Below are 26709 nucleotides of genomic sequence, written 5' to 3'. Positions count from 1 at the left end.
TGGTTGTGATGCTAGCAGGCTGGCTCGGGGCTTGCTCTACGGGGGCCGGTGGTTGTGGTGCCAGTAGGCTGGCTCGGGGCTGGCGTTTAAGGGTGCCTGCTGGCACCACAACCACTGGCCCCAGGCAAGAGTACCTACTTACGCCCCACGAACCAGTCCTGTAGCTTGTCCAGGCGGGCCTGGAGCTGTTCGGCTGAGGCCTGGGCAACGGCGGGTCCACCGCAGATGCGGCGCAGTTCGTTGTGGATTGAGCCGTGGGGTTTGCCGGTGCGGGCTGCCCAGGCGGCAACATTTTTAGCCAGCTTGTTGCGCAGGTCTTTGAGCTGGCGGTGGTCGACAACCTGGGGGGCGGCGGACGCCGGTCGGCGGGAGGCGTGGTCTTTTTGGCGGGCGCGGAGCAGGGTGCCTACCTGGTCGGCGTCGAGCAGGCCGGGGATGCCGAGGAAGTCTTGTTCTTCGTCGGAGCCGACTTCCAGGCCGCCGGTGGAGAATTCGGCGCCGTCGAAGAGGACGCCGTGGAAGGAGGCCTGGGAGCCGATGGCTTCGAATTTGCCGCGGGTGAGCTGGTCGCTAGCGACTTCTTCTTTGTTGGCTTCTTCGATGAGGTGGTCGTCTAGACCTTCGTTGAGGGGGTCTACTACTTCATCATTTGCCCCCTTGCGGTCGAGGGCGTGGTCGCGTTCGGTTTCCATTTCGTTGGCCAGCATCATGAGCTGGGGTACGGAGGGCAGGAAGACCGAGGCAGTTTCGCCGCGTTTGCGCGAGCGCACGAAGCGGCCGATGGCCTGGGCGAAGAAGAGGGGGGTGGAGGTTGAGGTGGCGTAGACGCCGACGGCTAGGCGGGGGACGTCCACGCCTTCGGATACCATGCGCACGGCGACCATCCAGCGGGAAAGACCTGCGGAGAACTCTTCGATGTTGTTGGAGGCTTCTTTGTCGTCGGAGAGAATGAGGGCGGGTTTTTCGCCGGTAATTTTTTGGAGCTGTTTGGCGTAGGCGCGGGCGTCAGCGTGGTCGGTGGCGATGACGAGGCCGCCGGCGTCGGGGACGGTGCGGCGTACTTCGGTCAGGCGTTTGTCGGCGGCGGCGAGTACGGTGGGGATCCATTCGCCGTCGGGGTTGAGTGCGGTGCGCCAGGCTTGGGCGGTGACGTCCTTGGTAAAGCCCTCCCCCAGGTTGGCTGCCATTTCTTCGCCAGCGGAGGTGCGCCAGCGCATCTGACCCGAGTATGCCATGAAGATGACAGGGCGCACGACGTGGTCTTTGAGGGCAGGGCCGTAGCCGTAGGAGTAGTCGGACTTTGAGCGGCGGATGCCGTCGGCGTCCTCCTCGTACTGGACGAAGGGGATAGCAGCGGTGTCGGAGCGGAAGGGGGTACCTGTCAGGGCTAGGCGGCGGGTGGCCGGTTCGAAGGCTTCGCGCAGGCCGTCGCCCCAGGAGAGGGAGTCGCCGGCGTGGTGGATTTCGTCCATGATGACCAGGGTGCGGCCGTTTTCGGTGCGGGCCCGGTGCAGCATGGGCTTGTTGGCGACCTGGGCGTAGGTGAGGGCGACGCCCTGGTAGCCGCGTCCCATGGTGCCGTCGGAGTTTTTGAAGTTGGGGTCGATGGAGATGCCAACCCGGGCGGCAGCATCGGCCCACTGGCGTTTGAGGTGGTCGGTGGGGGCAACCACGGTCATGCGGTTGATGGTGCCGCGGTTGAAGAGTTCCTTGGCGACGGTGAGCGCGAAGGTGGTTTTACCTGCACCGGGGGTTGCCACGGCCATGAAGTCGCGGGGGTTCTCGGTGAAATACTTGGTCATGGCCTCGGCCTGCCAGGCGCGGAGCTTAGGCGCGGTTCCCCAGGCGGCGCGGTCGGGGTAGGCCGGTGGCAGGGGCGGGTTGGAACCTTCGCCGAAGAGTGGTAGCTGGCTGTCGTTCATCTCGTATCTTCCCTTCCCTCTGTGGCTGCCCTCAAGGTTTTTGGGCACCACAAAAGTTTAGCCCCATTCGGGAGGGAATGGGGCTATGAGTCATCTCTCGATGAGTCTGGTTGACTAGGCTACCGGCAGGGCAGGCAGCAGGTTGGTCAGGGTCTGACCGGCGAGGTTGATGGTCTCAGATCGGCCGTCGGTGGCGTTGATAACGATGGCGCCCGAGACTACGGTCAGAACGACCTCGAAGTCGGCTTCGGGGTTGTCCCCGTAGTAGACCGGGGCCTGGCTGAGAAGTAGCTGGGCCAGGGTTGAGGTGCTTGAGCCGTCGGAGGTGAGGGTGATGGTCTCATTAGTGGTGTAGGTGACGCTCACGGTCTGCTGCTGGCCGTTGGTTGTCTGCGCTCCGTAGGTTGCGGTCATTTCGGCACTGTTGACGCCGGTGGCGGTTACGGCGCTGCCGCCGCTCTGCTTGACCAGGTGGCGGGTTTCGCCGTCACGCGCGCTGTCGATGGGGAAGGGGTCCCAGCCGTCGGGGAAGGTGACCACGTAGTCCAGGCGGAAGGAGGCTCCCGCGGCGAGGATGGCGGTGCCCGCTACGGGTGCTCCGGTGGTGTCTTCGGGGCTGGAGAACCAGAGGCCGGTGCCGCCGTAGGTGCCGGAGTTGAAGCCGCCCAGGCTACCGCCGGGGGTGAAGGTACCCTCACCGTTGGCAACCAGGCCGGTTGCGCCGTCCGTAATGAGGCCGGTGGAGTCGTCAAACTGCACGTCACCGCTGGTGTTGCTGGTACCGCCGAAGGTTGAGGCTACGCCGACGTTGGTGTTGTAGCCGGCGCTGGCGTCCTCGATGACGACCTGGGAGAAAAGCCCCCAGCGTACGGTCAGGGTGGGGGCGGTGACGCTGGAGCTAGCAGCATAGGCGGGTACCACGGCTGAGGCAGCGACGACGGGTGCTGCCCAGAGCCCGGCAGTCGCCAGGGTACGGCGGGAAGTTTGGGGTGGGGTCATGTGTTGTGTGTTTCCTTATGAGAGGTGCTTCTGTATCAGTGATTGTGTTGTGTGTTAGTTTTGGTCGTTATCCCCGGGGGCAAGGCCTTCATAGATTTCCTTGCATTCGGGGCAGACGGGGAACTTTTCGGGGTCGCGGCCGGGCGTCCACTTTTTCCCGCAGAGGGCGCGCACGGGCTTGCCGGTGAGGGCTGACTCCATGATTTTTTCTTTGCGCACGTAGTGGGCAAAGCGTTCGTGGTCGCCGGGTTCAACGTTCTGGACTTCTTCGCGTTCCAGTAGGGCGGTGCCGCCGGAGTGGGCGGTTTCGGGGAAGGGGTCTTCAATGCCGGGAATCGATGACATACCGTTTTCTCCTTATCTCAAGGCACGTGGTCTTGACTACCAGTGTAGTGCCCCCGTCAAGACGGCGCCCACCCCTTGCTATAGAGCAGGGGGCGGACGCCGGTGATGGGTTGCCTGCTTCTAGCAGGCCGAGAGATGGTTTAGCTGTAGCGGGCTACGCGCTGGTAGATATCTGCCGTGTGCCGTTCGTAGTTTTTGGCTCCGGCACGGACCCCCAGGAAGAAGGCCGCTACCCCGATCAGGGCGGTGACGATAGCCCCCAGCCAGAACCAGACCATACTACCGACAATGTCGGTAGCAGCCATACCGATGAGGGTCGGCAGTGAGAGAGCCATGGGGATGAAGAGCAGGAAGCCACGTGCCATGGTCTTGGCCATACCATCGGGCTGTTCCGGGGTCTTCCAGGGGCTGGTTCCCGGCGGTACTACCGGTGCATTGAAGGTGGTGTCCAGGTAGTTGGCCATGCCGTTAGCGATGTAGTAGGTTCCCAGAGCGCTCACCAGCAGGGGCAGGGCCCAGGTGGCGTGACCGGTCAGGAAGGCGAAAGCCAGGGTGCCCACCACAATCATGGGCAGGTAGAGCAGCATCATGCCGTAGGCCCGCCCCAGTCTGTCATCTATACCGCGCAGGGGTGAGATAGCGTGCAGGGAGAAGGCTGACCCTTCAAAGGAGGCCAGATTGGTCTGGGAGCAGCCTGCCATAGCCGGTATGAAGGCGGCCACCGCGATCAGAGGCATAGGGTTGGCCGCAGTCTCTGCCTCCCCGTTGAGGGCGAAGGTGAATGAACCTGAAAGTATGATCATCAAGATATACATGAGCGGCATCATGAGCACGTTGAGGTTAGCGCGGGAGTCTTTCAGCATCATGTTCAGGGTACGGGCGGCGATAGCACCGCGGACGGTGGCGGGGAAGCGCCCCAGAAGCCCCAGGTTACCCTGAGCCACGGTTTTCCCTTTCTCCTGCACTCCGATGGAATCCCCCACGCTGGCCATGGTCTTAGCCGCAAAGAACTGCCAGATGACCCAGGTGAGGGCACAGTAGACCAGGGTGAGCGCGGCAAGAACTGTTGCCAGGCCAAAGCGGCCTGCCCCAACCTGCGGGGCGATAGCCCAGGCTGAGGCTACAGGAGTCCATTGCAGGTAGCTGAGAATCTGCCGGAGCTGGTCGGTGTTGCTGGTAATGCCCGTGATAGTCGCCAGCATCAGGGGCCCGGCAAACACTAGGGCGGTAAAAGCCACGATGGTCAGGACGTTGCTCACCGAGCGTCGCGAGCGGACGGGGATTGAGGCCACTGCGGTCAGGCGTCCGCCCAGAATGGCAAGAGCAAGCCCCAATAAACCTGCCGGGATGAAAGCCAGGGTAGCCGCCAGCGAGTAAAAGTTGGAAGTAATGAGAGCCAGCGTGGCAAGTACCGTCAGCACACCGGGCAGGCCTATGAGCGCACCGATAGCCTGACCGGCCATCAGCTGGCGGACGGTGATGGGGTAAGGTGCCAGGCGCTCCGGGTCAAGGGTGGGGTCAGCTCCTGCCGCGACCAGGGGAATGAGCCACCAGGCCAGGGTCAGCAGGGCACCGCCCACCCCCAGAATCAGCAGGGAGTCTGCCGGGTTCTGCAGGGTGAACCCTAGACCGGCTACAGCTGTCAGGGCACCGAGCCCGTAGAGCAAGCCAAAGACCAGGCCCACAATGGACCAGACATTGCCCTTACGGAAAATCGCCAAGAAATGGTCAAGCTTGAGTTTTAGGAGGACTGCAACCATGAGATTCCCTCCGATACAACGCGTCCGCCCACCAGCTCAACAAACCGCTCTTCTAGGGTTACGCCGCCGCGCACCTGCTCCACGGTGCCAGAGGCCAGAATGCGGCCAGCGTTCATGATGGCCACGTGGTCGCAGAGGCGCTGGACCAGGTCCATCACGTGGGAGGAGATGATGACGGTTCCACCACCGGCCACATAGGCCTTGAGAATATCCTGAATGTTGGAGGCAGAGACCGGGTCGACTGCCTCGAAGGGCTCATCGAGCACCAGCAGGGAGGGGGCGTGAATCATGGCGCAGGCCAGGGCAATTTTCTTGGTCATACCGGCTGAGTAGTCGGAGACCTGGCGGCCAGCTGCCCCGGTCAAGTCCATGGCAATGAGAAGGTCACGGGTTCGCTCGGCCACGGTTGCCTTATCGAGCCCGTGCAGGCGGCCAGCGTAGGTAAGGAGCTGCTCGCCGGTGAGCTTGTCAAAGAGGCGGACGCCATCCGGCAGCACGCCCACCCGGCGTTTAGCATCTAGGGGGTTGGCCCAGACGTCCAGACCGCCCACCAGTACCTGCCCGGCGGTGGGCTTGAGCAGGCCCGTTGCCATGGAGAGGGTGGTGGTCTTACCTGCGCCGTTGCGCCCTACCAGCCCGTAGAAGGAGCCTCGGGGCACGGTGAGGTTGACTCCGTCTACCGCGGCCTGCTGGCCAAAGACCTTCACCAGGTTGGTGATCTCCAGGGCTGCGCTGCCCCTGCTGGCCTCTGCCACTTCAGCTTCTACCGGCGCTGAAACCGGCTCAGTCAAGCCGCTGCTGGGTGCCTCTTCAGGCCGGTTGCGGGTTTGGTCGTAAGGTTTATTCTGCGGGGGAAGGTTCTCGTGTGCCATATCTCCACTGTAGCCAGCATCACGGGCTTTTCCCTCCCCCGCTAGGGTGATTCCTTAAAAAAGAGCCATCATCAGGGCTGAGCGGGCCTTTGTGACGCGGGGGTCGGCTGAGCCTACAACCTCGAAAAGTTCCAGCAGGCGTTCGCGCACCGTGGTTTTAGTCTCCGCGTCCACAGCCTTGAAGAGGGCGATAAGACGGTTGAAGGCGTCTTCCACATGCCCGCCAGCTACATCTAGGTCGGCAACGTTGAGCTGGGCCTGTACGTCGGTAGCGTCGGCGGCAGCTTTTTGGCGTTCTTCTGCCAGGTTCAGAGTTGAGACGCGGTGGAGCAGGTGCACCTGAGCCAGGCCGATTTTAGCGTCCGTATCGCCCGGGTTCTCGTTGAGCGCGCGGGTGTAGGCGGCTTCCGCTCCCTGGTAATCGCCCCGGTCCAGCGCCTCGATAGCTTCCCGGTGCAGGGGCGGCAGGGGCTTCTCAGCCTCTGACAGTACAGGTTCGAACCCACCGGGTAGGCCCTGCTGGGCGGCGAGCTGCAGCACCTGGCCCAGTACCTCAGTCAAAGCCTGGGGCTCAACGGGACCGTTGAAGAGCGGGGCCGGGCGGCCAGCGAGCACAGCCACGGCCGCAGGTACGCCCTGAATCTGGAAGGCCTGCCCGATCTCAGGGGTCTTGGTGATATCGACGGCAGCCAGCAGCAGATTGCCACCGGCAGAGTTCACCAGGGCCTCAACCTGCTCCAGCATCTGGACTGACGCCGGTGAGTGAGGCGCCCACAGGGCAAAAATCACAGCACCCCGGTTGGACTCCTGCACCAGCTGCTGGAACTGGGCCACATCGGTTACGTCCAGTCGCCAGCTGGCTGCGGCGCTCTCCTCAGCAGGCTCAGCGCTGGAACCTGCCGAACCCGTAGCCCCCAGGTCCAGGGCGTTTCGTACCGAAGCGGGTAGGTTCTGATCGTCAATCCCGGCCATTGGCCTTCCTTTCACAACGACAAATATCTCTACACTCTATGGTGCCAAAGCTCAGCCGGTGAGCGGGCACCCCTGCCCTAGTTCTAGCCCAGGGCAGAATCACGATAAGGTTGAACACAGTAACTACACCACTACCCGAGTAGCCAGCATGCCCTCATCTTTTTCTCTCTCCCGACTCCTGCGGTCTCTGACCGCCCGCACTAACCGCACGCAGGCGTCCGCGCAACCAGATTCCCCGGCCAACACCGAAGAAAGCGGCACCAGGCAGTCACAGAACAACAAGTTCGCCCTACCGACTATCCCCGGTGCCCGGCCCCGCCACCGCCTCCAGGTGCCCGAAGAACCGGCCCACCTCAAAGAGAATAAGGACGGCGCCGCCCCCGCTCCCCCAGAAACCCACGCCCTCGCCCCCGGCAAGGGACGCTACATCAGCAACCCAATCTACTTTGGTTTCATGCTGGCCGTCGGTGTGGGCCTGGCCTGGATGGGCATGTACTTCGTGCTCAACATTGGTGCCTTAGCCGGTTGGCTGACCGGCGCAGTTTTCATCGGTCTGGGGCTAGACCCGGCTGTACGCAAACTCGAACAGTGGGGCCTTCCGCGCGGGGCAGGCGTCACCGTCGTCTTCCTCTTCTTCGTTGCGGTAGCTGCCGCCCTCATCTTCTGGATAGTACCCATCATCGCCCGCCAGGCAGTTTCCTTCATCACCGGCTTCCCCCAGCAGTTTGAGAACTTCCTCAACTCAGATCTTTTCTCAGGTCTCGATGAGCGTTACCACATCCGATCAGCGGTAGATGCCGAGGTAGAGAAGTTCTTTGAACAGGTCACCTCAGACACCTCTGTGGTGAGCGGCTTTATGAACTCCCTCATGAACGCGGGCTCCACCCTGGCGGAAATCACCACCGGCACGATTATCGTGCTCTTCCTCTCCATCTACGTGCTCGCCTCCCTACCCACCATCAAGGCCTGGTTCATCCGCCTGGCCCCTGCCTCCAAGCGTGAACGCGTCGGCTACCTCACCGAAAAAATCACCAGCTCTGTTGGCCAGTACGTCATGGGCCAGGCTCTCGTGGCGATCTGTAACGCCACCTGCGCAGCCATCATCATGCTGATTGTGGGTGTGCCCTTCGCCCAGCTGCTTATGCTCTTCGTCCTGCTCCTGGCCTTCATTCCCCTAGTCGGTGGCGTCAGTGCCGCCGTCCTGGTCTCGGTTGTCTCGCTCATCGATAGCTGGCAAACCGCCTTCTTCTTCCTTATCCCCTACCTGATTTACCTGCAGATTGAGGCCTACTTCATCTCCCCCCGCATCATGAGCAGGGCAGTGGCCGTGCCCGGTGCTGTAGCCATCATCGCGGTGGTTGCCGGTGGCTCCCTCTGGGGTGTGCTCGGTGCCCTCATCGCCATTCCCGTCGCAGCTTCCCTGCTGATTCTAGTCAACGAGGTACTCGTGCCCCGCCAGGACCAGCTCTAACGACCCATCCGCTTTCCTTGACCCGGTAGCGCCCTGCCTTTGCGTAGGATCGCTACCGGGTTTTTCTACGCTTCTAACGCCCTAGTTCTGGTGCAACCCGCCGGGTTCTACCAGAATCTACGAGTTGCCCAGCACCGCTCGTGCCAGTGGCGACGCTCCTCGATAGCCCGCTGAGCACCAAACATGTGGTCCTGCTGCCAGACCACCAGGTGCGCGATACCTGGGTGGATAGGCCGCCCACATTCGGGGCACTTATAGGTTTTCAGAGCGTTAATCGAGGGAATGTATTGCACATACCAGTCCCCGTCTTGGGCCCGCTCCACTCGCGGGGCAGGGTCAAGGATACGGGAAATATCGCGCCCAGCGGGGCGGGCTTTCTGCCACTTGCTGGGAGCTGCCCCGGAGTTAGAGTTGGGGCGGCGGGGCTTAGATGAAGAACGACGAGGCATTCCCCCATTCTTTCATGCACCGGTGTGCCCGCCCAAGCCACCTGTTAGAGTGGTACGGTGCGTTTAGTTATAGCTGATTGTTCCGTAGACTACATGGGCCGTCTCAATGCCCATCTACCCCGTGCTACCCGCCTGCTCATGATCAAAAATGACGGCTCGGTACTGATTCACTCCGACGGCGGCTCCTACAAGCCCCTAAACTGGATGAGCCCACCCTGCCGCCTGCATATTTCCCCTCGCGAAGAGTTCGAGGGCACCTCGGTAGCCGAGGATCTTGACCCCGATGTGAGCGAGCTGTGGACCGTGCAAGCCGCCAAGAGCGACGACAAGCTAGTCATTCGAGTCTTCGGCACCCACGGGGAACTTAGCCACGACCTGGGTATTGACCCGGGCCTTATTAAGGACGGCGTTGAGGCCGACTTACAGCGCCTGTTGGCTGAACAGATTGAGCTTCTTGGTGCGGGCTACCGCCTGGTGCGCCGCGAGTACCCCACGGCAATCGGCCCGGTGGATATTTTGGCCAAGGACGCCGGGGGCGTCTCTGTGGCAGTCGAGCTCAAGCGTGTGGGTGATATCGACGGCGTAGAACAGCTCACCCGCTACCTAGAGCTCCTCAACCGTGACCCCCTGCTAGCACCGGTTCAGGGTGTCTTTGCTGCCCAGCGCATCAAGCCCCAGGCCCGCACTCTGGCAGAAGACCGCGGCATCCGCTGCGTTGCTCTCGACTACGATGCAATGCGCGGAGTCGATGACGTGGAATCCCGCCTCTTCTAAACAAGAAGAAAGCTAAAAAATAAGGACGCCGCCCTCCCCCATCTCTGGGGAAGGGCGGCGTCCTTTCGTCACAGTAATCTGGTTAGATCTGTGCGTGCTTAGCTGCGATGGTGACTCGATCGTTAGAGACGGTCAAGAAACCTTCGTGCAGGCGGGTGGTCTTCTTCTCACCGCTGGTTGCCTCAATCAGAAGCTCACCGTCTTCAGCGAGAAGGGCCATGGTGGGGATGTGACCGGGCATGATACCCAGGTCGCCATCGACGGTGCGCGCACGCACGTACTTGGCTTCGCCAACCCACACGATTCGTTCACGGGAAACGACTTCAACTTTCAGTGCCATAATTACTTGGCTCCAGACTGTGCCTTGATTTCCTCGTAACGGCGCATGACGTCGTCCATACCACCGATGTTGTAGAAGGCCTGCTCGGGGATGTGGTCAACATCGCCGCGGCAGATCATCTGGAAGGATTCGATGGTGTCCTTGATCGGCACGGTTGAACCCTCAACACCGGTGAACTGCTTTGCAGTGTAGGTGTTCTGTGAGAGGAACTGCTCGATGCGGCGGGCACGTGAAACAACGACCTTCTGCTCTTCGGAGAGTTCGTCAACACCGAGGATGGCGATGATGTCCTGAAGTTCCTTGTTTTCCTGCAGGATAGCCTTGACCTGGATTGCGGTGTCGTAGTGCTCCTGGCCGATGTACTGGGGGTCCAGGATTCGGGAGGTGGAGGACAGGGGATCAATCGCGGGGTACAGACCACGAGAAGCGATCTCACGAGAAAGCTCGGTGGTTGCATCCAGGTGGGCGAAGGTGGTTGCAGGTGCGGGGTCGGTGTAGTCGTCCGCAGGAACGTAAATTGCCTGCATGGAGGTGATGGAGTGACCACGGGTTGAGGTGATGCGCTCCTGCAGCAGACCCATTTCGTCCGCCAGGTTGGGCTGGTAACCCACAGCAGAGGGCATGCGGCCGAGCAGGGTTGAAACCTCAGAACCTGCCTGGGTGAAGCGGAAGATGTTGTCGATGAAGAGCAGAACGTCCTGGTTCTGAACGTCACGGAAGTATTCCGCCATGGTCAGGCCGGTCAACGCAACGCGCAGACGGGTTCCCGGCGGTTCATCCATCTGGCCGAACACGAGAGCGGTGTCCTTCAGAACGCCTGCTTCTTCCATTTCAACCCAGAGGTCGTTACCCTCACGGGTACGCTCGCCAACACCGGTGAATACTGAAGTACCACCGAAGTTACGGGCAACGCGGGTAATCATTTCCTGAATCAGAACGGTCTTACCAACGCCTGCACCACCGAAGAGACCAATCTTACCGCCCTTGATGTAGGGGGTCAGAAGGTCGATGGACTTGATGCCGGTTTCCAGCATCTCGGTCGAACCTTCGAGGTCTGCGAAGCCGGGGGCTGCGCGGTGGATGGGCCAGTAGGTGTCGGCCTTGATTTCGTCGTTGGAGACGTCAAGGGCATCACCGAGGACGTTGAAGATGTGGCCCTTGACGCCGTCACCAACGGGGACGGAGATGGGGGCGCCGGTGTCAACTACAGCCTGACCGCGGACGAGGCCGTCGGTCTGCTGCAGGGAGATTGCGCGTACCAGTGAGTCACCGAGGTGCTGGGCAGTCTCGAAGGTGATCTTACGGGTGGTGCCGTTGAGGGTCAGATCAGCGGTCAGCGCGTTGTAGATGTCAGGTACCTGGCCGGCAGGGAACTCAACGTCAACGACAGGGCCGATAACGCGAGCAATGCGACCGGTTGCGCCCTGAGCCGGCGCGGTAGCCGATTCGTTCAGAGTGGCAGTCATTGTTCTCACTTACCTATGTAGAGAGTGGAAAGTTGTCTGGTGGATTAGGAGGCGAGTGCGTCGGCGCCGCCAACAATTTCGCTGAGCTCCTGAGTAATTTCTGCCTGGCGAGCGTTGTTCATCAAGCGGGTGTACTTCTTGATGAGCTCGTCAGCGTTATCACCTGCGGACTTCATCGCGCGCTGGCGAGATGCCAGTTCGGAGGCCGCTGCTTCTAGCAGGCACGCATAGATGCGGGAGGCGATGTAGCGGGGCAGCAACTCGTCGAGAACTTCCTGGGGGCTGGGCTCGAATTCAAAGACTGAGTTCTGCTGGAACTGGTCATCTTCGAGACGTTCGCCGGGCAGGATTTCTTCACCGAGTTCGCGTGCGTCTGCTACCTCGATGGGGAGCAGGCGCAGGACGCGGGTTTCCTGGCTGACCATGGAGACGAATTCGGTGTAGATGATATGAAGGTCATCGACTTCGCCGTTTTCGTAGGCTGCCAGGATGGCGTCGCGTGCTGCAACGGCCATCTCGATGTTGGGGTTGTCAGTGTTGCCTTCCCAAGCCTGCTCGTATTCGCGTTCGCGGAAGTCAAAGTAGGACTTTGCCTTGCGACCGATGAGATAGAGCTTGACTTCACGTCCCTCACCGCGGAGCTTCTCAATAAGACCCTCGGTTTTTTTGAGGACGGATGAGGAGTATGAACCCGCAAGGCCGCGGTCGCTGGTGAGGACGAGAACTGCAGAGCGACCGGTCTTTGCCTTTGAGCGTGCGTTAAGCAGGGGGTGCTCAATGTGGTGCTGGGTCGCGATGGCAGTGACGGCCTTGGTCAGCGCATTTGCGTAGGGGCTAGCGGCCTCTGCGCTCTTACGTGCCTTGTTAATGCGTGAGGTTGCGATCATCTCCATCGCCTTGAAGATCTTCTTCATAGACGATGTTGAAGTAATCTTTTGGCGGTAAACCCTAATCTGGGCTCCCATAGAGATTCCTTTCACTCCTAGGGTGAGGGCCCCTCCCCCAGGTTCTGTTGGAGGGGCGTCTCACCTGCTAGGAAAATCGCTAACCGATGGTTTCCTGTGATACTTCGCTGTCTGACAGGGGCTGGTGCTCTTCGTGACCGGCCTCAACGAGGTGGCTGGTGCCTTCTGAGCGGAAGCCCTGCTTGAAGTCAACGATGGCAGTCTTGAGAGCTGCTACGGTTTCGTCTTCGAGCTTGCCTGATGCTGCGATGTCCTGCAGTACTGAGGTGGAGCGGCGCAGGTGGTCGAGGAACTCTGATTCGAAACGCAGAACGTCTGAAACTTCGAGGTCATCGAGGTAGCCGTTGGTGCCTGCCCAGATTGAGACAACCTGGTCCTCAACTGCGTAGGGGGTGTACTGGGGCTGACGCAGCAGCTCGGTAAGGCGAGCACCGCGGGTCAGCTGGGCCTTTGAGGCTTCGTCCAGGTCGGAAGCGAACATTGCGAAGGCTTCCATGGCGCGGTACTGAGCAAGGTCGAGCTTGAGGGTACCGGAGACCTTCTTCATCGCCTTGGTCTGTGCTGCACCACCAACACGGGAGACGGAGATACCTACGTCGACCGCAGGGCGCTGGTTAGCGTTGAAGAGGTCTGACTGCAGGAAGATCTGGCCGTCGGTGATGGAGATGACGTTGGTGGGAATGAAGGCTGAAACGTCGTTTGCCTTGGTTTCAATGATCGGGAAGCCGGTCATTGAACCTGCACCCAGCTCGTCGGAGAGCTTTGCACAGCGCTCGAGCAGGCGGGAGTGGAGGTAGAAGACGTCGCCGGGGTATGCTTCGCGGCCCGGAGGACGACGCAGCAGCAGTGATACCGCGCGGTAGGCTTCTGCCTGCTTTGAGAGGTCATCGAAGATGATGAGGACGTGCTTGCCGCCATACATCCAGTGCTGGCCGATGGCGCTACCGGTGTAGGGAGCCAGGTACTTGAAGCCTGCTGCGTCAGATGCGGGGGAAGCCACGATGGTGGTGTATTCCAGTGCGCCCTGCTGCTTGAGGGTTTCGCGTACTGCTGCGATGGTTGATGCCTTCTGACCGATAGCAACGTAGACACAGCGAACCTGCTTATTGGGGTCGCCGGTGGCCCAGTTGTCCTTCTGGTTCAGGATGGTGTCAACCGCGATAGCGGTCTTACCGGTCTGGCGGTCACCAATGATCAGCTGACGCTGGCCGCGGCCAATCGGAATCATGGCGTCGATTGCCTTGAGACCGGTCTGGAGGGGCTCGTGAACTGACTTACGCTGGGTAACGCCGGGAGCCTGAAGTTCGAGGGCGCGGCGGCCTTCGGCTTCAATGTCGCCCAGGTCGTCGATGGGGTTGCCCAGGGGGTCAACTACGCGGCCCAGGTAGGCGTCGCCTACGGGTACTGAGAGAACCTCGCCGGTACGGTGAACTTCCTGGCCTTCTTCAATGCCGGTGAAGTCACCGAGGATGATGACACCGATGTCACGAGTGTCGAGGTTCTGTGCCAGGCCAAGGGTGCCGTCTTCGAAGCGAAGCAGCTCGTTAGCCATTACTGAGGGAAGGCCCTCAACGCGTGCGATGCCGTCGGATGCTGATGCAACACGACCCACCTCTACGCGCTCTGCATTGCCGGGTTCGTAAGACGCTGCGAATTCGTTCAGCGCGTTACGGACATCATCGGCGTTGATGGTCAAATCGGCCATCTTATGTCCCTGCTCTCCTAATTTGTTGGTGTGCCTGCCGACTGGCGGCAGGCCCACCGAAACTTGTGTGACGTGCTCGGGCTGGGCCTTTAGGCTTGCCCGGTGTCGTCTGTGTATCTTCTAAATCACCGTCGAGGTCTCGACTGTGTAAATCGCCTATGCGAAAGCGCGGCTGAGTTCTGACAGTCGGGTGGACAGTGAGCCATCGATGACTTCGTCCCCTACCTGCACGCGCAGACCGCCCAGAAGTACGGGGTCTACGGTGATGTCGAGCTTCAGCTCCTTGCCGTAGGTCTTGTTGAGTGACCCCTGCAGCTTTGCAATCTGCTCTGCAGTCAGCGCGGTTGCTGAGGTAACTCGTGCGATCCAACGGTTTTGACGCTTGACGATGATTTCTACGAACTCGTTAGCCAGACGGGCTGCGGTGGTTCCGCGGGCCGCAGTGGCAACTCGTTCTAGCAGAAGCTTGCCTTCAGCGGTGGCTACACGGCCACCGAGGCTGACAGCCAGCTTCTTGAGTGCTTCCTTGCTTGCCCTGGTATCGGCAAGAGCAGCCTGTGCTTCTGCTGAGGCATCAACGGTGTTGATGAAGGTCAGCAGTTCGTTGACGGTCTGCTCCAGTGCATCGATACCTCCGCGCTGTTCAGCAGAAAGCGCTACTGAGGTAACAGCGGTTGTTTCGAGGGCATCAGCCAGATCGCGTTCTTCACTCCAGCGGGCTTCTGCTGCTGCAGAAACGATAGCCAGAGCGGCGTCGGAAATCTTGCCGCCCAGAACGGAGCGGGCGATGCCTGCTCGCTGCGCTGCTTCGCGGGAAGGATCGGTTAGACCTCGCCGGAACCCGCCATTGCTGTCGATAGCGTCGACAACAGCGAAGAGCTCTTCTGCGAGGTGGGTCGGGTTATCGGTAGGCTGGGCCACCAGAACCTGTTCCACCTTGTTCAGTGATTCAGTCGATACTGCTGACATTAGCGGGCTGCACCTGCCTGCTGCTGCGCGTCAAGGTCAGCAAGAAAACGATCGACTACACGTGCGGATCGCTCATCATCGTTGAGGGATTCGCCCACAATCTTGCCAGCCAGTGAGGTTGCCAGAGCGCCAACTTCGGTACGAAGTGATGCTGCGGCAGCTGCACGTTCTGCCTCGATGGTCTTCTGGGCGTTTTCGGTGATGCGAGCGGCCTCAGCGTTTGCGCGCTCCTTAGCTTCTGCCACGATGGCGTCGCCTTCGGCGCGTGCTTCTTCGCGAATCTTCTGAGCTTCCAGACGAGCGCTTTCGAGCTGCTGGCCGTACTCTTCGCGTGCTGCCGCGGCCTCTGCCTGAGCCTTTTCAGCCTTGGCTAGACCACCCTCAATTGCTTCTTTACGGTCCTGGTAAATCTTTTCGAATGCCGGGACAACGTACTTGGTGACGATGAAGAGGAGGAGCAGGAACCCGATGGCGGTAATGGCGATTTCCCAGACATTGGGGATCAGAGGGTTCGCGCCCTCTGCTGCTGCCATTAAGTGAGACATAGGGGGTTTTCCTGTTCTATAGTTTGGTCAATCTTTCGGCGGGGCCAAAAATTACTTGATAAACGCAAGAACCAGGCCGAGAACTGCCAGTGCTTCAACCAGTGCGAAGCCCAGGAAGAGCATGGGCTGCAGGGTGCGCTGTGACTCGGGCTGACGGGCAACAGAGGTCATGTAGGCTGCGAAGATCAGACCTACGCCGATGCCACCGCCGATAGCTGACAGACCGTAACCAACTGCGGTAAGTGAACCGGTGAGTTCCATGATGTTTGTTTCCTTTCACAGTGCCCCTTGCGGTTTGTGTGTTGTGTAAGGGGCAGAGTTTTGATGTGGACACTCCCCGCTAAAGCGGGTTGCTTTTCTCGTCCGCCGGTGTGCCCGACGGAGAAAACCTATATTTTTAGTGGCCTTCTGAGACCGAGCCCTGCAGGTAGACGGCAAGGAGCAGGGTGAAGACGTAGGCCTGGATAACCTGAATCATGAGTTCCAGGAAGTAGAGGAAGAGACCCAGGGCGCCTGAACCGACCGAGGCGATAGCGGCGATGCCGCCTGCTTCAACAATCAGGTACTGGGTAAGGGATGCTGCAACCATAATCGCCAGGTGGCCACCGAACATGGTAGCGAAGAGACGCAGGGCGTGGGTTGCGGGGCGGATGAGCATGTTAGACATGAACTCGATGGGAATCAGGATGACGTAGACCAGCGGGGGAACGCCGGAGGGCATGGTCATGTCCTTGAAGAACTTCCCCAGACCCTTGCGCTTGATACCAACACCAACCCAGGTCAGGTAAGCGATACCTGCCAGGGCGTAGGCAGAACCTACGTGAGACATGGTGGGCAGCTGGACGAAGGGAATTGAACCGTAGAGGTTGTTGACCAGGATGAAGAAGAATGCGGTAAAGAGCAGGGGAACGAAAGGCTTGTAGTGGTGGGCGCCAATCAGTTCCTTGCCCAGGCTGTTACGGACCAGGCCGTACCCCATTTCGCCCACGAACTGGGTGCGTGAGGGAACCATGGCACGCTTGCGGGCAGCGAAGAGGAAGAAGCCAGCAACGATGACCACCGACAGGATGACCAGAAGCATCTGCTTGCTGAACTCAAAATCACCGATCGTGAAGATGGCAGGCAGGTGCATATCATCGATAGTGGGCGGAACGTAGCCCTGCTGCTCTCCCGCTGCGACAACTAGCCCGTTTGAAATCAAGGCAAGTCCTTTCATTGCTTCGTGTTGGCCGCTGGCTCCAGCAACCTCAGAGGTTTAAAGAATCAAAAGTATGTGTGTGCCAACCGGTTTCAGTTGGTCTTATTTACGCTGCTGCATGTGGATAAATACCAGGTAGATACCACCAAAGGCGCCAACGAATCCGCCTACCCAAGCAATCCAGGTTGTACCTAGTAAGTGGTCCAGACCATAGCCTACCAAACTCCAGATACCAATGCCTATCATGACGTACAGAAGTGTCATAAAGGCCCCGGCTGTTCCGCCACCGGCAACCAGGTCGCCAGCAGAGCGTAACTGCTTATCTTGCTTGTACCACTTATCGTCGGTGTTGCCCACGGGTGTATGCTCCTTTGCCTAGTTTCATCCTACCGAATCGAAATAGAGGATTCTCTGTTTCGAGATAATTTTCGTTTCAATGACAAGCTGGGCCACCAGTGCCAGGACGGCTCCGGTGAGAAGCCAGCCGTTACGAAAATCCTGCGGTATAGGGGCGAACACTAAGAGGCCGGTGAAAACCATAATCTTGAACGGATACATGGCCGCTAGAGCCGCTGCCGCCGCTTTCATCGACTTCTTCTCAGCCGGTATCACAACCATGATTCCGACCGCGAAACTGAGATAAACCAGGGTAAGCCCCGTAAGGAACCCACCCGCAGCCGGTTTACCTGCGATAAGTACACCAACTATCGTACCGACTAGGGCCAAGATAGCCAAAGCCAGCGAGACAGACCGGAAGATTTTTAACCAGGGCATCTCGTTGATGCCCAGCGGCTTAGGCCCCATTTTTCTGACGCACCTTCCCGAGCAAGGTCGGCAAAAAGATGTAAAGGGCCAAGATAAGCACAACTAACAGGGCAGACCAAACAGCGTTCTGGGTTTCAAAGGGCAGGGCCATCACTGTCACAGCGGTCACCACAAAAGTAGTAAGCGTCACAAGTGTCGCGCTGCCCAGGTGGCTGAAACCGACGTCCGTCAACCGCTGATAGGCGTGGGTGCGATGGGGTTTGTACCACTGTTCACCCCGCACGATTCGGCGCAGTAGCGTGGTCCCGGTATCTGCCAGGTAGACCAGCAGGGGGGCAAGAATATATTCCACGTAAACCCCCGAAAGGAAAGCCCCTACCGCCATAGAAGCGATAGCTCCCCCCAGGAAGTAGGAACCGGCGTCCCCTAGAAAAACGTTCTTACCGGTACGTACATTCCAGGGCAGGAAGGCAAGGTAGGCCGCAGCCACAGCCGCTCCCCCGGCAAGTAGCCAGGGCATTTGGTTGACCCAGCCCGCGTAGGCATAAGCCCCACCCACGGCAAAGCCGTGCAGGCCCGAGATACCGTTAATGCCGTCCATAAAGTTCACCACGTTGATGTAGGCGGCGATCGCAAAGACGCCTAGGGGAACCCAGAAGATGGAGGTCCCCAGCATCAGGGTCATTCCCAGAGTGACGATAGCGCCGATGAGCAGCTGGGCCGCAAAGCGAACCTTGATAGAGACCCCGCGGTAGTCCTCCATCCAGCCCAGGGCGCCCGATGCCACCATGCCAAAGAGCACGAAGAGGGCGATAGACCGATCGGTAAAAATCTGTCCGTCGATGAGGGCAACCAGGTAGGCCAGCACCGCTGCAAGTGCGGTTGCCAGCCCCATGCCTCGGAAGACCGGGGAGCTGTGGGAAGACCGTGCGGTGGGGATGTCGACCAGGTTCCAGCGATGCAGGAGCGGACGCACGGCGAAGGGTAAGAGCAGACCGGCGACCAGGCCGACAACGGTGGGCACCAGAAGCAGGGCCAGAAGTTCTGAGGTAGTCATTAGGCCTCCTGCCCCCGGTGCTCGGTGCGCTCGTACCCGCGGTGGCTGCGGTAGTTTTCAAGCCAGCGGGCGTAGTCAAGGTCAGCGGGATTAAGCCTGGGAGCTTGAGCCCTCATGATATTTTCGTTCTCTTCGCTGCGCTGGTGTACTTCGTCCTGGCCAAAAAGCACCTCGTCGCGCTTTTCGCCCGCACGCAGGCCAATAACCTCGATAGCCACGTCGAAGCGCTCATAGAGGCTGCGCATATGCTCCGCCACCTTGAGAATCTTGACCGGCTCGCCCATATCGAGCACCATTACCTCGCCGCTGCGTCCGATTGCCCCGGCCAGCATGACCAGTAGGCAGGCGTCCGGAATCAGCATGAAGTAGCGGGTGGCGTTCCGGTCGGTCACGGTCAGGGGGCCGCCGTCCAGGATCTGCTTGGTAAAGAGGGGCTTAATAGAACCGCGAGAGCCAAAAACATTGCCGAAGCGCACCGAGACATAGGTACGCCCGGTCTGCTCGCCGTACCAGCTCGTCAGCATTTCCGCGCTGCGCTTGGACTGCCCCAGGGCAGTGGTGGGGTCGGCAGCCTTGTCGGTCGAGATATTGACGAAAACTTGAACATCAACCTGAGCTGAAGCCTTTAGTACGTTAGCGGTACCCAGAGTATTGGTTTTGTAGGCTTCCTTGGGGTAAGCCTCAAGGGCCGAGACGTGCTTAAGAGCGGCAGCGTGAAATACAACCTCAGGCTGACGTTCAGCAAAGACCGCCTCTAATGCCTCAGCATCCCGTACGTCCGCCAGAATCACGCTGGGGTCGTCCAGGCTTGATAGGCCGGTCAGAGAATACCGGGTATCCATGAGCAGGGACTCGTCGCGGTCGAGCATCATAAGCTCAGCCGGCTGGTAGGCACTAATCTGGCGGCAGAGCTCAGAGCCAATCGACCCACCAGCGCCGGTCACAAGTACCCGTCGACCCTGCACATAGCTACGAATGAGGTCATGGTCAATCTTGTAGTCAATTGTGCCGCGAATCTTCTCAAGAAGCTCCCGCTCATTATTCTCTTCACTGCGTCGGCGACCGTGACCAATATCGGGAACGGCAGAGTTGATACGTATGGTCTCTACGCCCAGTTCTTTCATACTCTGAGCGATGCGAACCAGGCGTCGTTCAGGAATTTCTTCACCAATAGCAATGAGCACTTTCTCAGCCTGGTGGTGTTTTACCAGAGCCGCCAGATCAGCGCTGGTTCCCTCAACCTTAACCGAATGAATACGGGCGTTACGCACCGAACGGTCATCGTCAACAATCGCGACCGGCAGGTACTTGGCCTTAGGGTCGGTCATCAAGGTTGACACCAGGTTGCGGCCCAGAAAACCTGCACCGTAAACAATCACCCGCTGCACATCTTTACCGCTGGGGCGGTTAGTCTTTTCCTCATAGATCCGCTTGCTGTAGCGGAAGCCCATCATCAGCAATACAGCGATGGGGAAGGCAATCAGCACCACCGAGCGGGGTACTCCAAAGGCACGGGACGATACCATCAGCAGTATCTGCATAATGATGGTGTTAGCTAATATCAGGGGGTAGAGCTTGCTGCCCTCTTGCAGGGTGCCGTAGCTATGGACGCCACGGTAGAGACCCATCATCAGGCCTCCACCAATTTGCAGGGCAACCATCACCAGGGCAACCGCGGTGAGCCCGCCTGCATCGATCTGGCTCAGATCCATGCCGTAGCGCAAAACAAAGGCAGCGGGTAGAGCTATCAGCCAGGCTAGGGAGTCTAGCCCCATCTGCACGTACTTCCACCAGGTTTTCCGCTCGGTGCTCGAGGTCAGAATGGGAATAGAGGTGGTCTGCGGGGACGGTTCTTTAGACATTGCTGCCCTTCTCTTTCTTCCCCTGCGGGGTTCGGCCGGTCATGGCCCTAAAGGCCCGGGTGCGCAGTTCTTCTGGTGCTAGGCGGTAAACACCGCGTATGGCTAGGTTCTGGGCGAAGCGGACAGGGCTCAGCACTCCCCCGGTATAGAGCCTGCGCTGGACCTGGAGGTCCTTGCGCAGGGCATCCATCCCCCCGCGTCGTGTGTAGGCGGTGGCCACCCGGTAGCTTACCAGGGGCTGGCTCAGGTTGCCCAGGACGAACCCGGCTCGACTCATGCGGGCCCAGAGCCAGTAATCTTCGGCTCCCGGAACCTCAACGTAGCTGCCAACAGCCTCTACAGCGCTCTTGCGGAAGACCACGGTGGGGTGCAGCATGGGGTTGCGCTTCGGTAGCATCTCTCGGATAGCTCTCGCCCCGGTCACGGCCTTCCGTTCGGCCTCGGGGCGGGCGGGGTCGTCCGTAAATTCGTACATGGCGCTACCCAGCACGTCGTACTGGCCCGCGGCAAGCAGGGGAACCTGCTGGGCAAAACGGTCAGGAGCAGAAACATCGTCTGAGTCTGCCCGGGCCACGATATCGTAGTCACAGTAGGTGAGCCCCTCGTGCAGGGCGGCAGCTAGCCCGTGGTTCTCGGCAAGGCGCACCACGGTCACCGGCAGGGAGCTCTGCTCTTCAAAATCAGCGATGACCTGAGAAAGCTCAGCGCTCACGGGGCCGTCCTGCACCAGCACCAGCTGGTTGGGGCGCAGGGTTTGGTGTTCGGTATTCGAGGCTAGGGCCAGGCGCAGGTGCTCGGGCTGATCCCCGGCATAAACGCTCATCAAGACAGAGAACTTGGGGTCACTCCCGTAGTTTGCTTTGATACGCTGGGCCAGCTGGGGGGTTTCAAGCTGGTAGACGCCGTCCAGCACCTCACTGTTGGAGCGGTAGCCGGCGGCGGCGTCCTGAAGCCCCTTGAGGAAGTAGCCGGTGTAGGTCTTCTTCTCATCGGTGCGCAGCAGGGTGCTAACCCACAGGCGGGCTGTTGAGCCGCCGTAGAGCAGCTTTTCCAGCGGGGTTAGGGTGCGACGGGCACAAAAAACCCAGAGCTTATTGCGTACATCGTTGTAGAAGCGGGGGCCGGGTTTGGCGTCTGTGGTGCCAAAGGTCTTGGTGTGGTGACGGGCTACCGACTTCTCAGTAGCAATACCGTTGCTGTGGTGAATCAGGCGGGTGGTGTATTCGAAGTCGTCGTTCCAGATAAAGAAGTCTGCCAGGGGCAGGTCGGTGGCCCGCATGGCGGCAGCGTCCATCAGGATTGACACAAAGGACGCCGAGCGGATGGGCCGGGCACCCACAGCGGCTGCCCGCGCGGTACGGTCAGGGCCCGCGGCGAACATGGTACGCATGGTGTTCATGGGGTGGTCCTGGCCGTTGGTCCACACCACTTTAGAGGCCACGACGGCCGGGCGCTCTGCCCGCACCGGGGAATAGTCAGCCCAGGCCCGGTAGGCCTCAGAGAGGGTGTTCTCGGTAGGTTCAGTGTCGTCGTCCATGGCCCAGACCAGGTCTGCTGCATGGCGGTTTAGGGCCCGGTCGATGCCCACAGTGAAGCCGCCTGCGCCGCCCACGTTCTGCGGTAGGTGCACAATGTCGGTAGCCAGTGAACTCCGATAGCTGCCCAGGTACTCTTCGGTACTGTCGGTAGAAGCATTATTGACGATGATGACCGTATCGGGAGTCAGCTCCCCCGCCTCTATCCCGGCTAGGGTCTGTTCAAGCAGCTCACGGCGGTTATAGGTCACCACTACAGCAACAATGCGCTCCTGGGGGCGCACCTGGGGTGTCGGGGCAGATACCATGGGCAAACAGGTCCTTTCGTGGGGTGAGGCCACCTGCAAAGGCGTGCTTACCCCGATTTCAGGGCACAAAGCACACAACTCTATCTAAGTTTAGCGAACTCACCTGTGGATTATCCCAGCGCAGGCGGCCAGAAGCCCAAACCTTTGCCCTTTGTAGCCTGCCCTACGTGTTTTTTGCTCCGGCCTATGTCACCCTAGGGGGTAGGGGCACAGACGGCCCACCGGTAACCACCGTACGGACGGAGTAAAGGCATGGCTCAGGCCACATGGAAAGTAATTGGGGCAAGCGGGTTTGTGGGTTCATCGATTGTAGCCCGGCTAGCTGCCGAAGGCGTCCAGGTCGATGCGGTTGAGGCTCCCCGCCTGCTCACGCGCACAGCCGAAGCCAACCAGCTCATTCGCGAAGCCCGGCAGCTAGACGGCATTATCGACACTCTCGCCGAGTCTTTCGCAGGGTGCGAGGTTGTCATCAACGCTTCGGGCCTGGCTGCCCCTGACCAGGAAGACCTAGCTCCCCTGCTAGGCGCTAATGCTCTGCTGCCTGCGGTCATTGCAATTGCTGCCCAGCGCACCGGCGTCAGCAGGGTAATCCACCTGAGCTCTGCTGCTGTCTTAGGGCCGGTCCCTGTGCTCAGTGCAGAGGCAGAACCACAGCCTTTCTCTGCCTACTCTTTCTCGAAGGCCCTGGGCGAAGAGGTGCTTCTGACCCTGCGGGCCTTTATCGAAGAAACAGCTGCTCAGGGGCAGGCTCCCGGCTCTGAAGCGTCGGAATTCCCGGCGGCTCCTTCTCACTCCCCCGTCGCTGTAGCCGGGGATCACGCGGTTGATATCTGCATTATCCGGGCCACGAGTGTGCAGGGCCGTGGCCGCCGCACCACCGAGGCTTTCGCAAAAATTGCTTCCTCCCCACTGGCGTCCGTCGCAGGGCGCACCCCGCGGCGCACCCCGGTCTCCTCCAACTACGCCCTGGCAGAATTCGTCTACCGGGTAGCCAGTTTCACCGGCCCTCTGCCCGCCATCGTAATGCAGCCCTGGGAAGGGGCAACCACCGAGTCCGTCCTTATTGACGCAGGACGCCGCCGCCCCCTACACCTACCGGCCCCCCTCTGCCGGGCTCTGGTAGCCACCGGCTACAGGGTCTCTGAGCTCCTGGGGGACCGCCTGACCGGGCCCGTCCGCCGGGTTGAGGTGATGTGGTTCGGTCAGGATATTGACGATTCGTGGGCTCAAAAAAATGGCCTGGTGCCCCAAGCACGGGTGAGCGAGGTGCTTCGCACCGCCCACAGCGCACTGGGCACCAGGCAGGACCGCAAGTTTGAAAACTAGACGGTAGGAGTGCCTTCTTTGCCCTCGCCATCCGCTTCGGTCAGCGGTTCGGTGGGGGCTTCTTTCTGGGTGCCGAACACCAGCGAACGGGCATCGGCCACCGAGTAGGGCTTGGTGTTGTCTTGTACCACGCGGGTTTCGGGAGCATGAGCGCTTGCCGTACGGCGCTGGTCAACGGCTACAGTGCCACTAGCACCGCCTACCAGACCCGCAGCGAGCGAACCAGCTACAGGAGCGGCGGCCTGGCGGGAGGCAGCCTCAACCTCTTTTGTCTCAGGCTCATCCACCTGGCGGGGAGAAAACTCGGTATCTTCCATTGCCTCTGAGCTTGCTACCAGAGCTGACTCAGCTTCGCGGCGGGCCTTCTCCTGGGCCTCAAACTCAGCGCGGGTTAGCACACCGGGTACGACCTCGCGCAGGCGCTCTACTGAAATTGCACCCTCACGCACCACAACCAGGCGGTCAGAGGTACAGTCAACGATGGTCGAAGGTAGGGCGTCCTTGGCTTCAAAGCCCTCAGGACGGTTCTCGGGGCGGGGTCCACCGTCAAAGATAACGGCTACGTCATCGCCCAGCTGGGCCATGGCTTCCTGGGCGGTTGTAGCTGCCGGGCGCCCGGTCTTATTGGCTGAAGAAACAGCCAGAGGGCCCAGGTTTTTCAGAAGCTCAATAGCTACAGGGTCGTTAGGCACGCGCAGGGCAACGGTGCCCTGGGTCTCGCCCAGGTCCCAGTTCAGGGAGGGCTGAGAATAGAAAATCAGGGTGAGAGCACCGGGCCAGAACTCGGTAGCCAGGGCGCGGGCGTCCTCGGAAATTTCGTCGGCCAAACCCGGCAGCACAGACTGGTCGTAAATGAGTACCGGCGGGGGCATCTGCCGGGTACGGCCCTTAGCGGCAAGCAGGTTCCCAACGCCCTCAACGGAGAAGGCGTCGGTGGCGATACCGTACACGGTGTCGGTAGGAATCACGATGGTCTTGGCTGCGCCGATTGCTGAGTTGGCGGTCGCGATGGCGTCGCCCAGGGTCTCAGGGTCGGTTGCACTAACAATGGTTGCTTTCACGCTCATTATTCTTTCACATTCTTAGGTGCCTGGTAGCGGTTTATAGCCCGAGGTGTGACGGGGTTTACCCGCGAAATCGTCAATAGATTCGATACCTTCAAAGCCGGCGGCGGCAAGGGCCTGACGCATCAGTTCCCGCTGGGTTTCGGCGTGCTCCATAATCAGGTAGCCACCGGGAGCAAGAAGAGCATAGGCTCGGGCTGCGATGGCGGTAGGTAACTCCATACCGTCCTCTCCCCCGCCGTAGAGGGCCAGGGCCGGGTCGTGGTCGCGAACCTCTGGATCTTTAGGAATTGCCCCGGCAGGGATATAGGGCGGGTTGGAAGCCACCAGGGTCACGGTTCCCTCGTACCCGGGCAGGGCCGTGCGGGCATCGCCCGCTACCAGTTCCACCCCGGCGGGGCCCAGGTTACGCTCGGCCCAGGCGGCAGCGTCGGTCGAGAGTTCAACGGCAAGGACGCGCGGGGGCGGCACCTGCTCATCTGCGGCTAGCTCGGTAGCAAGGGCAGCTGCAATGGCACCTGACCCGGTACACAGGTCAACCACCAGGGGCTGGGCGGGCAGGGCCTCAGCCATGCCCCGGTAGGCGGTGAGGGCGTGCTCCACCAGCAGCTCGGTCTCGGGTCGGGGCACAAAAACCCCCGGCCCCACCGACAGGGTCAGGCCCCGGAAGTGGGCCTGGCCGGTCAGGTGTTGAAGCGGTAGACGCTCACCGCGCAGGGTCACCAGACGGGCAAAGCCCTCAGGCACCGCATGCCCCAGCAGGGCCAGGGACTGAACACGGCCCCGCGATACCGGCTCACCGGCGTCCTTCTCCAGTAGATAAGCAGCAAGAAGCTGCGCGTCCACCGCAGCCGAGTCAATACCGGCTGCGCCAAGATAGAGCGCAGCCCGGCGAAGGGCTGAATCAAGCTCTTCGCCGGGCTCCAGGCTAAAATCAGCCACTCTTACTTGTCTTCCTGACCGAGCTTCTCAAGGCGGGCGGCCTCGTCCATCTCGATAGCGGACTGCACAACTGCCTCAAGGTCACCGTTGAGGACGGCGTCCAGGTTGTAGGCCTTGTAGCCGGTGCGGTGGTCGGCAATACGGTTTTCGGGGAAGTTGTAGGTGCGGATGCGCTCAGAACGGTCCATAGTGCGCACCTGGGAGTGGCGCTTCTCGGCGTTCTCAGCATCAATCTGCTCCTGCTGCCAGGCCAGCAGGCGGGCCCGGAGCACGCGCATGGCAGCTTCACGGTTCTGAATCTGAGACTTCTCGTTCTGCATAGCAACCACGATGCCGGTGGGCAGGTGGGTAATACGCACAGCGGAGTCGGTGGTGTTCACCGACTGACCACCGGGGCCTGATGAGCGGTAGACGTCAATCTTCAGGTCGTTCTGGTTGATCTCGATTTCCTCGGGCTCATCGACCTCGGGGAAGACCAGCACACCGGCAGCTGAGGTGTGGATACGGCCCTGGGACTCGGTCGCCGGAACACGCTGCACGCGGTGCACGCCACCCTCGTACTTGAGGTGGGCCCAGACGCCCTCAGCGGGGTCATTCGAGGTACCCTTGATAGCTACCTGGGCGTCCTTGTAACCGCCAACATCGGTGGTCTGGGAGGAGATCATCTCAGTCTTCCAGCCCTTGGATTCAGCGTAGCGGGTGTACATGCGCAACAGGTCAGCAGCGAAGAGGGAAGCCTCGTCGCCACCTTCGCCACCCTTGACTTCGAGAATGACGTTGCGGCCGTCGTCCGGATCACGGGGAATCAGCAGACGGCGCAGCTTCTCTTCAGCCTCGGGCAGCTGGGCTTCAAGCTCCTTGACCTCGTCAGCAAAGTCGGGGTCTTCGGCAGCCATCTCGCGGGCAGCTTCGATGTCGTCGCGCAGGGTGTTGACGCGGTTGTAGGCTTCAACGATGCCGTTGAGCTCTGAGTAGCGGCGACCCAGCTTACGGGCCTTACCCTGGTCAGCGTGGACGGCTGGGTCAGCCAGCTGCTTCTGGAGGTCTGCGTGCTCGTCGAGCAGACCCTGGATAGATTCAATCACGGTGATGTCCTTT

The 26709-nt window shown here is 60.4% G+C and carries 26 protein-coding genes; 3 read left to right on the top strand and 23 right to left on the bottom strand.

The genetic code is table 11. The features are described from left to right. Positions 1 to 134: 134 nt before the first annotated feature. From L6762_RS05035 to L6762_RS05010, 6 genes are all read right to left on the bottom strand, one after another. The gene (locus L6762_RS05035) at positions 135 to 1922 is read right to left on the bottom strand and encodes a DEAD/DEAH box helicase (RefSeq protein WP_237185878.1); all 1788 of its coding nucleotides are present in this window, start codon (positions 1920 to 1922) and stop codon (positions 135 to 137) included. Positions 1923 to 2036: 114 nt separating this feature from the next. Beyond that, positions 2037 to 2921, bottom strand: a complete 885-nt coding sequence (locus tag L6762_RS05030; protein WP_237185877.1) for a hypothetical protein — start codon at positions 2919 to 2921, stop codon at positions 2037 to 2039. 54 nt (positions 2922 to 2975) lie between these two features. Beyond that, the gene (locus L6762_RS05025; protein ID WP_237185876.1) at positions 2976 to 3266 is read right to left on the bottom strand and encodes a DUF3039 domain-containing protein; all 291 of its coding nucleotides are present in this window, start codon (positions 3264 to 3266) and stop codon (positions 2976 to 2978) included. Positions 3267 to 3406: 140 nt separating this feature from the next. Continuing rightward, complete coding sequence (locus L6762_RS05020; protein WP_237185875.1) at positions 3407 to 5026, bottom strand: hypothetical protein; 1620 nt, start codon at positions 5024 to 5026, stop codon at positions 3407 to 3409. Continuing rightward, positions 5008 to 5898 (bottom strand): ABC transporter ATP-binding protein, encoded by an 891-nt coding sequence (locus L6762_RS05015; RefSeq protein WP_237185874.1) that lies wholly within the window; start codon positions 5896 to 5898, stop codon positions 5008 to 5010. Before L6762_RS05015 ends, L6762_RS05020 begins: the two co-directional genes overlap by 19 nt. 54 nt (positions 5899 to 5952) lie before the next feature. Beyond that, on the bottom strand, positions 5953 to 6870 hold the full coding sequence (locus tag L6762_RS05010; protein ID WP_237185873.1) for a co-chaperone YbbN: 918 nt from the start codon (positions 6868 to 6870) through the stop codon (positions 5953 to 5955). Between the two features lie 148 nt (positions 6871 to 7018). Between L6762_RS05010 and L6762_RS05005 the strand changes: the two genes are divergently transcribed. Then, the gene (locus tag L6762_RS05005; protein ID WP_237185872.1) at positions 7019 to 8341 is read left to right on the top strand and encodes an AI-2E family transporter; all 1323 of its coding nucleotides are present in this window, start codon (positions 7019 to 7021) and stop codon (positions 8339 to 8341) included. A 107-nt stretch (positions 8342 to 8448) separates the two neighbouring features. Here the strand turns inward: L6762_RS05005 and L6762_RS05000 are convergent, their stop codons facing one another. Next, positions 8449 to 8790 carry an ATP/GTP-binding protein gene (locus L6762_RS05000; RefSeq protein WP_185174464.1) on the bottom strand — a complete coding sequence of 114 codons (342 nt, stop codon included), beginning with the start codon at positions 8788 to 8790 and terminating at the stop codon, positions 8449 to 8451. A gap of 57 nt (positions 8791 to 8847) precedes the next feature. Between L6762_RS05000 and nucS the strand changes: the two genes are divergently transcribed. Beyond that, positions 8848 to 9564: an endonuclease NucS gene (gene nucS / locus L6762_RS04995; protein WP_237185871.1), complete on the top strand. Its 717-nt coding sequence runs from the start codon at positions 8848 to 8850 to the stop codon at positions 9562 to 9564. 82 nt (positions 9565 to 9646) lie between these two features. On the opposite strand, the gene L6762_RS04990 is transcribed toward nucS, so the two are convergent. The 13 genes from L6762_RS04990 to L6762_RS04930 form a co-directional block, all read right to left on the bottom strand. Next, a complete protein-coding gene (locus L6762_RS04990) occupies positions 9647 to 9904 on the bottom strand; it encodes a F0F1 ATP synthase subunit epsilon (RefSeq protein WP_237185870.1) in 258 nt (85 codons plus the stop codon). A gap of 2 nt (positions 9905 to 9906) precedes the next feature. Continuing rightward, a complete protein-coding gene (atpD, locus tag L6762_RS04985; RefSeq protein ID WP_185174462.1) occupies positions 9907 to 11370 on the bottom strand; it encodes a F0F1 ATP synthase subunit beta in 1464 nt (487 codons plus the stop codon). 44 nt (positions 11371 to 11414) lie between these two features. Further along, positions 11415 to 12335 (bottom strand): F0F1 ATP synthase subunit gamma, encoded by a 921-nt coding sequence (locus L6762_RS04980; RefSeq protein ID WP_237185868.1) that lies wholly within the window; start codon positions 12333 to 12335, stop codon positions 11415 to 11417. 79 nt (positions 12336 to 12414) lie between these two features. After that, the gene (atpA, locus tag L6762_RS04975; protein ID WP_237185867.1) at positions 12415 to 14040 is read right to left on the bottom strand and encodes a F0F1 ATP synthase subunit alpha; all 1626 of its coding nucleotides are present in this window, start codon (positions 14038 to 14040) and stop codon (positions 12415 to 12417) included. 156 nt (positions 14041 to 14196) lie between these two features. Next, positions 14197 to 15009 (bottom strand): F0F1 ATP synthase subunit delta, encoded by an 813-nt coding sequence (locus tag L6762_RS04970; protein WP_237185866.1) that lies wholly within the window; start codon positions 15007 to 15009, stop codon positions 14197 to 14199. Next, positions 15009 to 15554 (bottom strand): F0F1 ATP synthase subunit B, encoded by a 546-nt coding sequence (locus tag L6762_RS04965; protein ID WP_135011537.1) that lies wholly within the window; start codon positions 15552 to 15554, stop codon positions 15009 to 15011. Before L6762_RS04965 ends, L6762_RS04970 begins: the two co-directional genes overlap by 1 nt. A 51-nt stretch (positions 15555 to 15605) precedes the next feature. Further along, positions 15606 to 15815 carry an ATP synthase F0 subunit C gene (atpE, locus tag L6762_RS04960; RefSeq protein ID WP_135011536.1) on the bottom strand — a complete coding sequence of 70 codons (210 nt, stop codon included), beginning with the start codon at positions 15813 to 15815 and terminating at the stop codon, positions 15606 to 15608. A 136-nt stretch (positions 15816 to 15951) separates the two neighbouring features. Beyond that, positions 15952 to 16755, bottom strand: a complete 804-nt coding sequence (gene atpB / locus L6762_RS04955; RefSeq protein ID WP_237185865.1) for a F0F1 ATP synthase subunit A — start codon at positions 16753 to 16755, stop codon at positions 15952 to 15954. Between the two features lie 99 nt (positions 16756 to 16854). Beyond that, the gene (locus tag L6762_RS04950; protein WP_185174458.1) at positions 16855 to 17109 is read right to left on the bottom strand and encodes a hypothetical protein; all 255 of its coding nucleotides are present in this window, start codon (positions 17107 to 17109) and stop codon (positions 16855 to 16857) included. A gap of 24 nt (positions 17110 to 17133) precedes the next feature. Beyond that, a complete protein-coding gene (locus L6762_RS04945) occupies positions 17134 to 17556 on the bottom strand; it encodes a hypothetical protein (RefSeq protein ID WP_237185864.1) in 423 nt (140 codons plus the stop codon). Continuing rightward, complete coding sequence (locus tag L6762_RS04940) at positions 17546 to 18574, bottom strand: MraY family glycosyltransferase (RefSeq protein WP_237185863.1); 1029 nt, start codon at positions 18572 to 18574, stop codon at positions 17546 to 17548. Before L6762_RS04940 ends, L6762_RS04945 begins: the two co-directional genes overlap by 11 nt. Beyond that, positions 18574 to 20436: a nucleoside-diphosphate sugar epimerase/dehydratase gene (locus L6762_RS04935; protein WP_237185862.1), complete on the bottom strand. Its 1863-nt coding sequence runs from the start codon at positions 20434 to 20436 to the stop codon at positions 18574 to 18576. The genes L6762_RS04940 and L6762_RS04935 overlap by 1 nt, the downstream gene beginning before the upstream one ends. Further along, complete coding sequence (locus tag L6762_RS04930; protein ID WP_237185861.1) at positions 20429 to 22279, bottom strand: glycosyltransferase; 1851 nt, start codon at positions 22277 to 22279, stop codon at positions 20429 to 20431. Before L6762_RS04930 ends, L6762_RS04935 begins: the two co-directional genes overlap by 8 nt. Before the next feature lie 252 nt (positions 22280 to 22531). Here L6762_RS04930 and L6762_RS04925 point away from each other — a divergent pair, with 252 nt between their 5' ends. Then, positions 22532 to 23605 (top strand): NAD-dependent epimerase/dehydratase family protein, encoded by a 1074-nt coding sequence (locus L6762_RS04925; protein ID WP_237185860.1) that lies wholly within the window; start codon positions 22532 to 22534, stop codon positions 23603 to 23605. Here L6762_RS04925 and L6762_RS04920 read toward each other — a convergent pair. The 3 genes from L6762_RS04920 to prfA are packed head-to-tail and all read right to left on the bottom strand — an operon-like array spanning position 23602 to position 26696. Then, positions 23602 to 24672 carry an L-threonylcarbamoyladenylate synthase gene (locus L6762_RS04920; protein ID WP_336603583.1) on the bottom strand — a complete coding sequence of 357 codons (1071 nt, stop codon included), beginning with the start codon at positions 24670 to 24672 and terminating at the stop codon, positions 23602 to 23604. The genes L6762_RS04925 and L6762_RS04920 overlap by 4 nt on opposite strands. Before the next feature lie 15 nt (positions 24673 to 24687). Further along, positions 24688 to 25611, bottom strand: a complete 924-nt coding sequence (prmC, locus tag L6762_RS04915) for a peptide chain release factor N(5)-glutamine methyltransferase (protein WP_237185858.1) — start codon at positions 25609 to 25611, stop codon at positions 24688 to 24690. 2 nt (positions 25612 to 25613) lie between these two features. After that, positions 25614 to 26696: a peptide chain release factor 1 gene (gene prfA, locus L6762_RS04910; RefSeq protein WP_135011527.1), complete on the bottom strand. Its 1083-nt coding sequence runs from the start codon at positions 26694 to 26696 to the stop codon at positions 25614 to 25616. Positions 26697 to 26709: the final 13 nt, after the last annotated feature.

The sequence above is a fragment of the Rothia nasimurium genome, assembly GCF_928381705.1.
Classification (GTDB): domain Bacteria; phylum Actinomycetota; class Actinomycetes; order Actinomycetales; family Micrococcaceae; genus Rothia; species Rothia nasimurium_G.
The sequence above is the reverse complement of the archived record's forward strand: the minus strand, read 5'-3'. Positions and strand labels throughout refer to the sequence as shown.

What these genes read in the sequence shown, in the direction of transcription:
- L6762_RS05035 (WP_237185878.1), bottom strand. Translation starts at nt 1,922, where the DNA reads ATGAACGACAGCCAGCTACCACTCTTCGGCGAAGGTTCCAACCCGCCC.
- L6762_RS05030 (WP_237185877.1), bottom strand. Translation starts at nt 2,921, where the DNA reads ATGACCCCACCCCAAACTTCCCGCCGTACCCTGGCGACTGCCGGGCTC.
- L6762_RS05025 (WP_237185876.1), bottom strand. Translation starts at nt 3,266, where the DNA reads ATGTCATCGATTCCCGGCATTGAAGACCCCTTCCCCGAAACCGCCCAC.
- L6762_RS05020 (WP_237185875.1), bottom strand. Translation starts at nt 5,026, where the DNA reads ATGGTTGCAGTCCTCCTAAAACTCAAGCTTGACCATTTCTTGGCGATT.
- L6762_RS05015 (WP_237185874.1), bottom strand. Translation starts at nt 5,898, where the DNA reads ATGGCACACGAGAACCTTCCCCCGCAGAATAAACCTTACGACCAAACC.
- L6762_RS05010 (WP_237185873.1), bottom strand. Translation starts at nt 6,870, where the DNA reads ATGGCCGGGATTGACGATCAGAACCTACCCGCTTCGGTACGAAACGCC.
- L6762_RS05005 (WP_237185872.1), top strand. Translation starts at nt 7,019, where the DNA reads ATGCCCTCATCTTTTTCTCTCTCCCGACTCCTGCGGTCTCTGACCGCC.
- L6762_RS05000 (WP_185174464.1), bottom strand. Translation starts at nt 8,790, where the DNA reads ATGCCTCGTCGTTCTTCATCTAAGCCCCGCCGCCCCAACTCTAACTCC.
- L6762_RS04990 (WP_237185870.1), bottom strand. Translation starts at nt 9,904, where the DNA reads ATGGCACTGAAAGTTGAAGTCGTTTCCCGTGAACGAATCGTGTGGGTT.
- atpD (WP_185174462.1), bottom strand. Translation starts at nt 11,370, where the DNA reads ATGACTGCCACTCTGAACGAATCGGCTACCGCGCCGGCTCAGGGCGCA.
- L6762_RS04980 (WP_237185868.1), bottom strand. Translation starts at nt 12,335, where the DNA reads ATGGGAGCCCAGATTAGGGTTTACCGCCAAAAGATTACTTCAACATCG.
- atpA (WP_237185867.1), bottom strand. Translation starts at nt 14,040, where the DNA reads ATGGCCGATTTGACCATCAACGCCGATGATGTCCGTAACGCGCTGAAC.
- L6762_RS04970 (WP_237185866.1), bottom strand. Translation starts at nt 15,009, where the DNA reads ATGTCAGCAGTATCGACTGAATCACTGAACAAGGTGGAACAGGTTCTG.
- L6762_RS04965 (WP_135011537.1), bottom strand. Translation starts at nt 15,554, where the DNA reads ATGTCTCACTTAATGGCAGCAGCAGAGGGCGCGAACCCTCTGATCCCC.
- atpE (WP_135011536.1), bottom strand. Translation starts at nt 15,815, where the DNA reads ATGGAACTCACCGGTTCACTTACCGCAGTTGGTTACGGTCTGTCAGCT.
- L6762_RS04945 (WP_237185864.1), bottom strand. Translation starts at nt 17,556, where the DNA reads ATGGGGCCTAAGCCGCTGGGCATCAACGAGATGCCCTGGTTAAAAATC.
- L6762_RS04940 (WP_237185863.1), bottom strand. Translation starts at nt 18,574, where the DNA reads ATGACTACCTCAGAACTTCTGGCCCTGCTTCTGGTGCCCACCGTTGTC.
- L6762_RS04935 (WP_237185862.1), bottom strand. Translation starts at nt 20,436, where the DNA reads ATGTCTAAAGAACCGTCCCCGCAGACCACCTCTATTCCCATTCTGACC.
- L6762_RS04930 (WP_237185861.1), bottom strand. Translation starts at nt 22,279, where the DNA reads ATGGTATCTGCCCCGACACCCCAGGTGCGCCCCCAGGAGCGCATTGTT.
- L6762_RS04925 (WP_237185860.1), top strand. Translation starts at nt 22,532, where the DNA reads ATGGCTCAGGCCACATGGAAAGTAATTGGGGCAAGCGGGTTTGTGGGT.
- L6762_RS04920 (WP_336603583.1), bottom strand. Translation starts at nt 24,672, where the DNA reads ATGAGCGTGAAAGCAACCATTGTTAGTGCAACCGACCCTGAGACCCTG.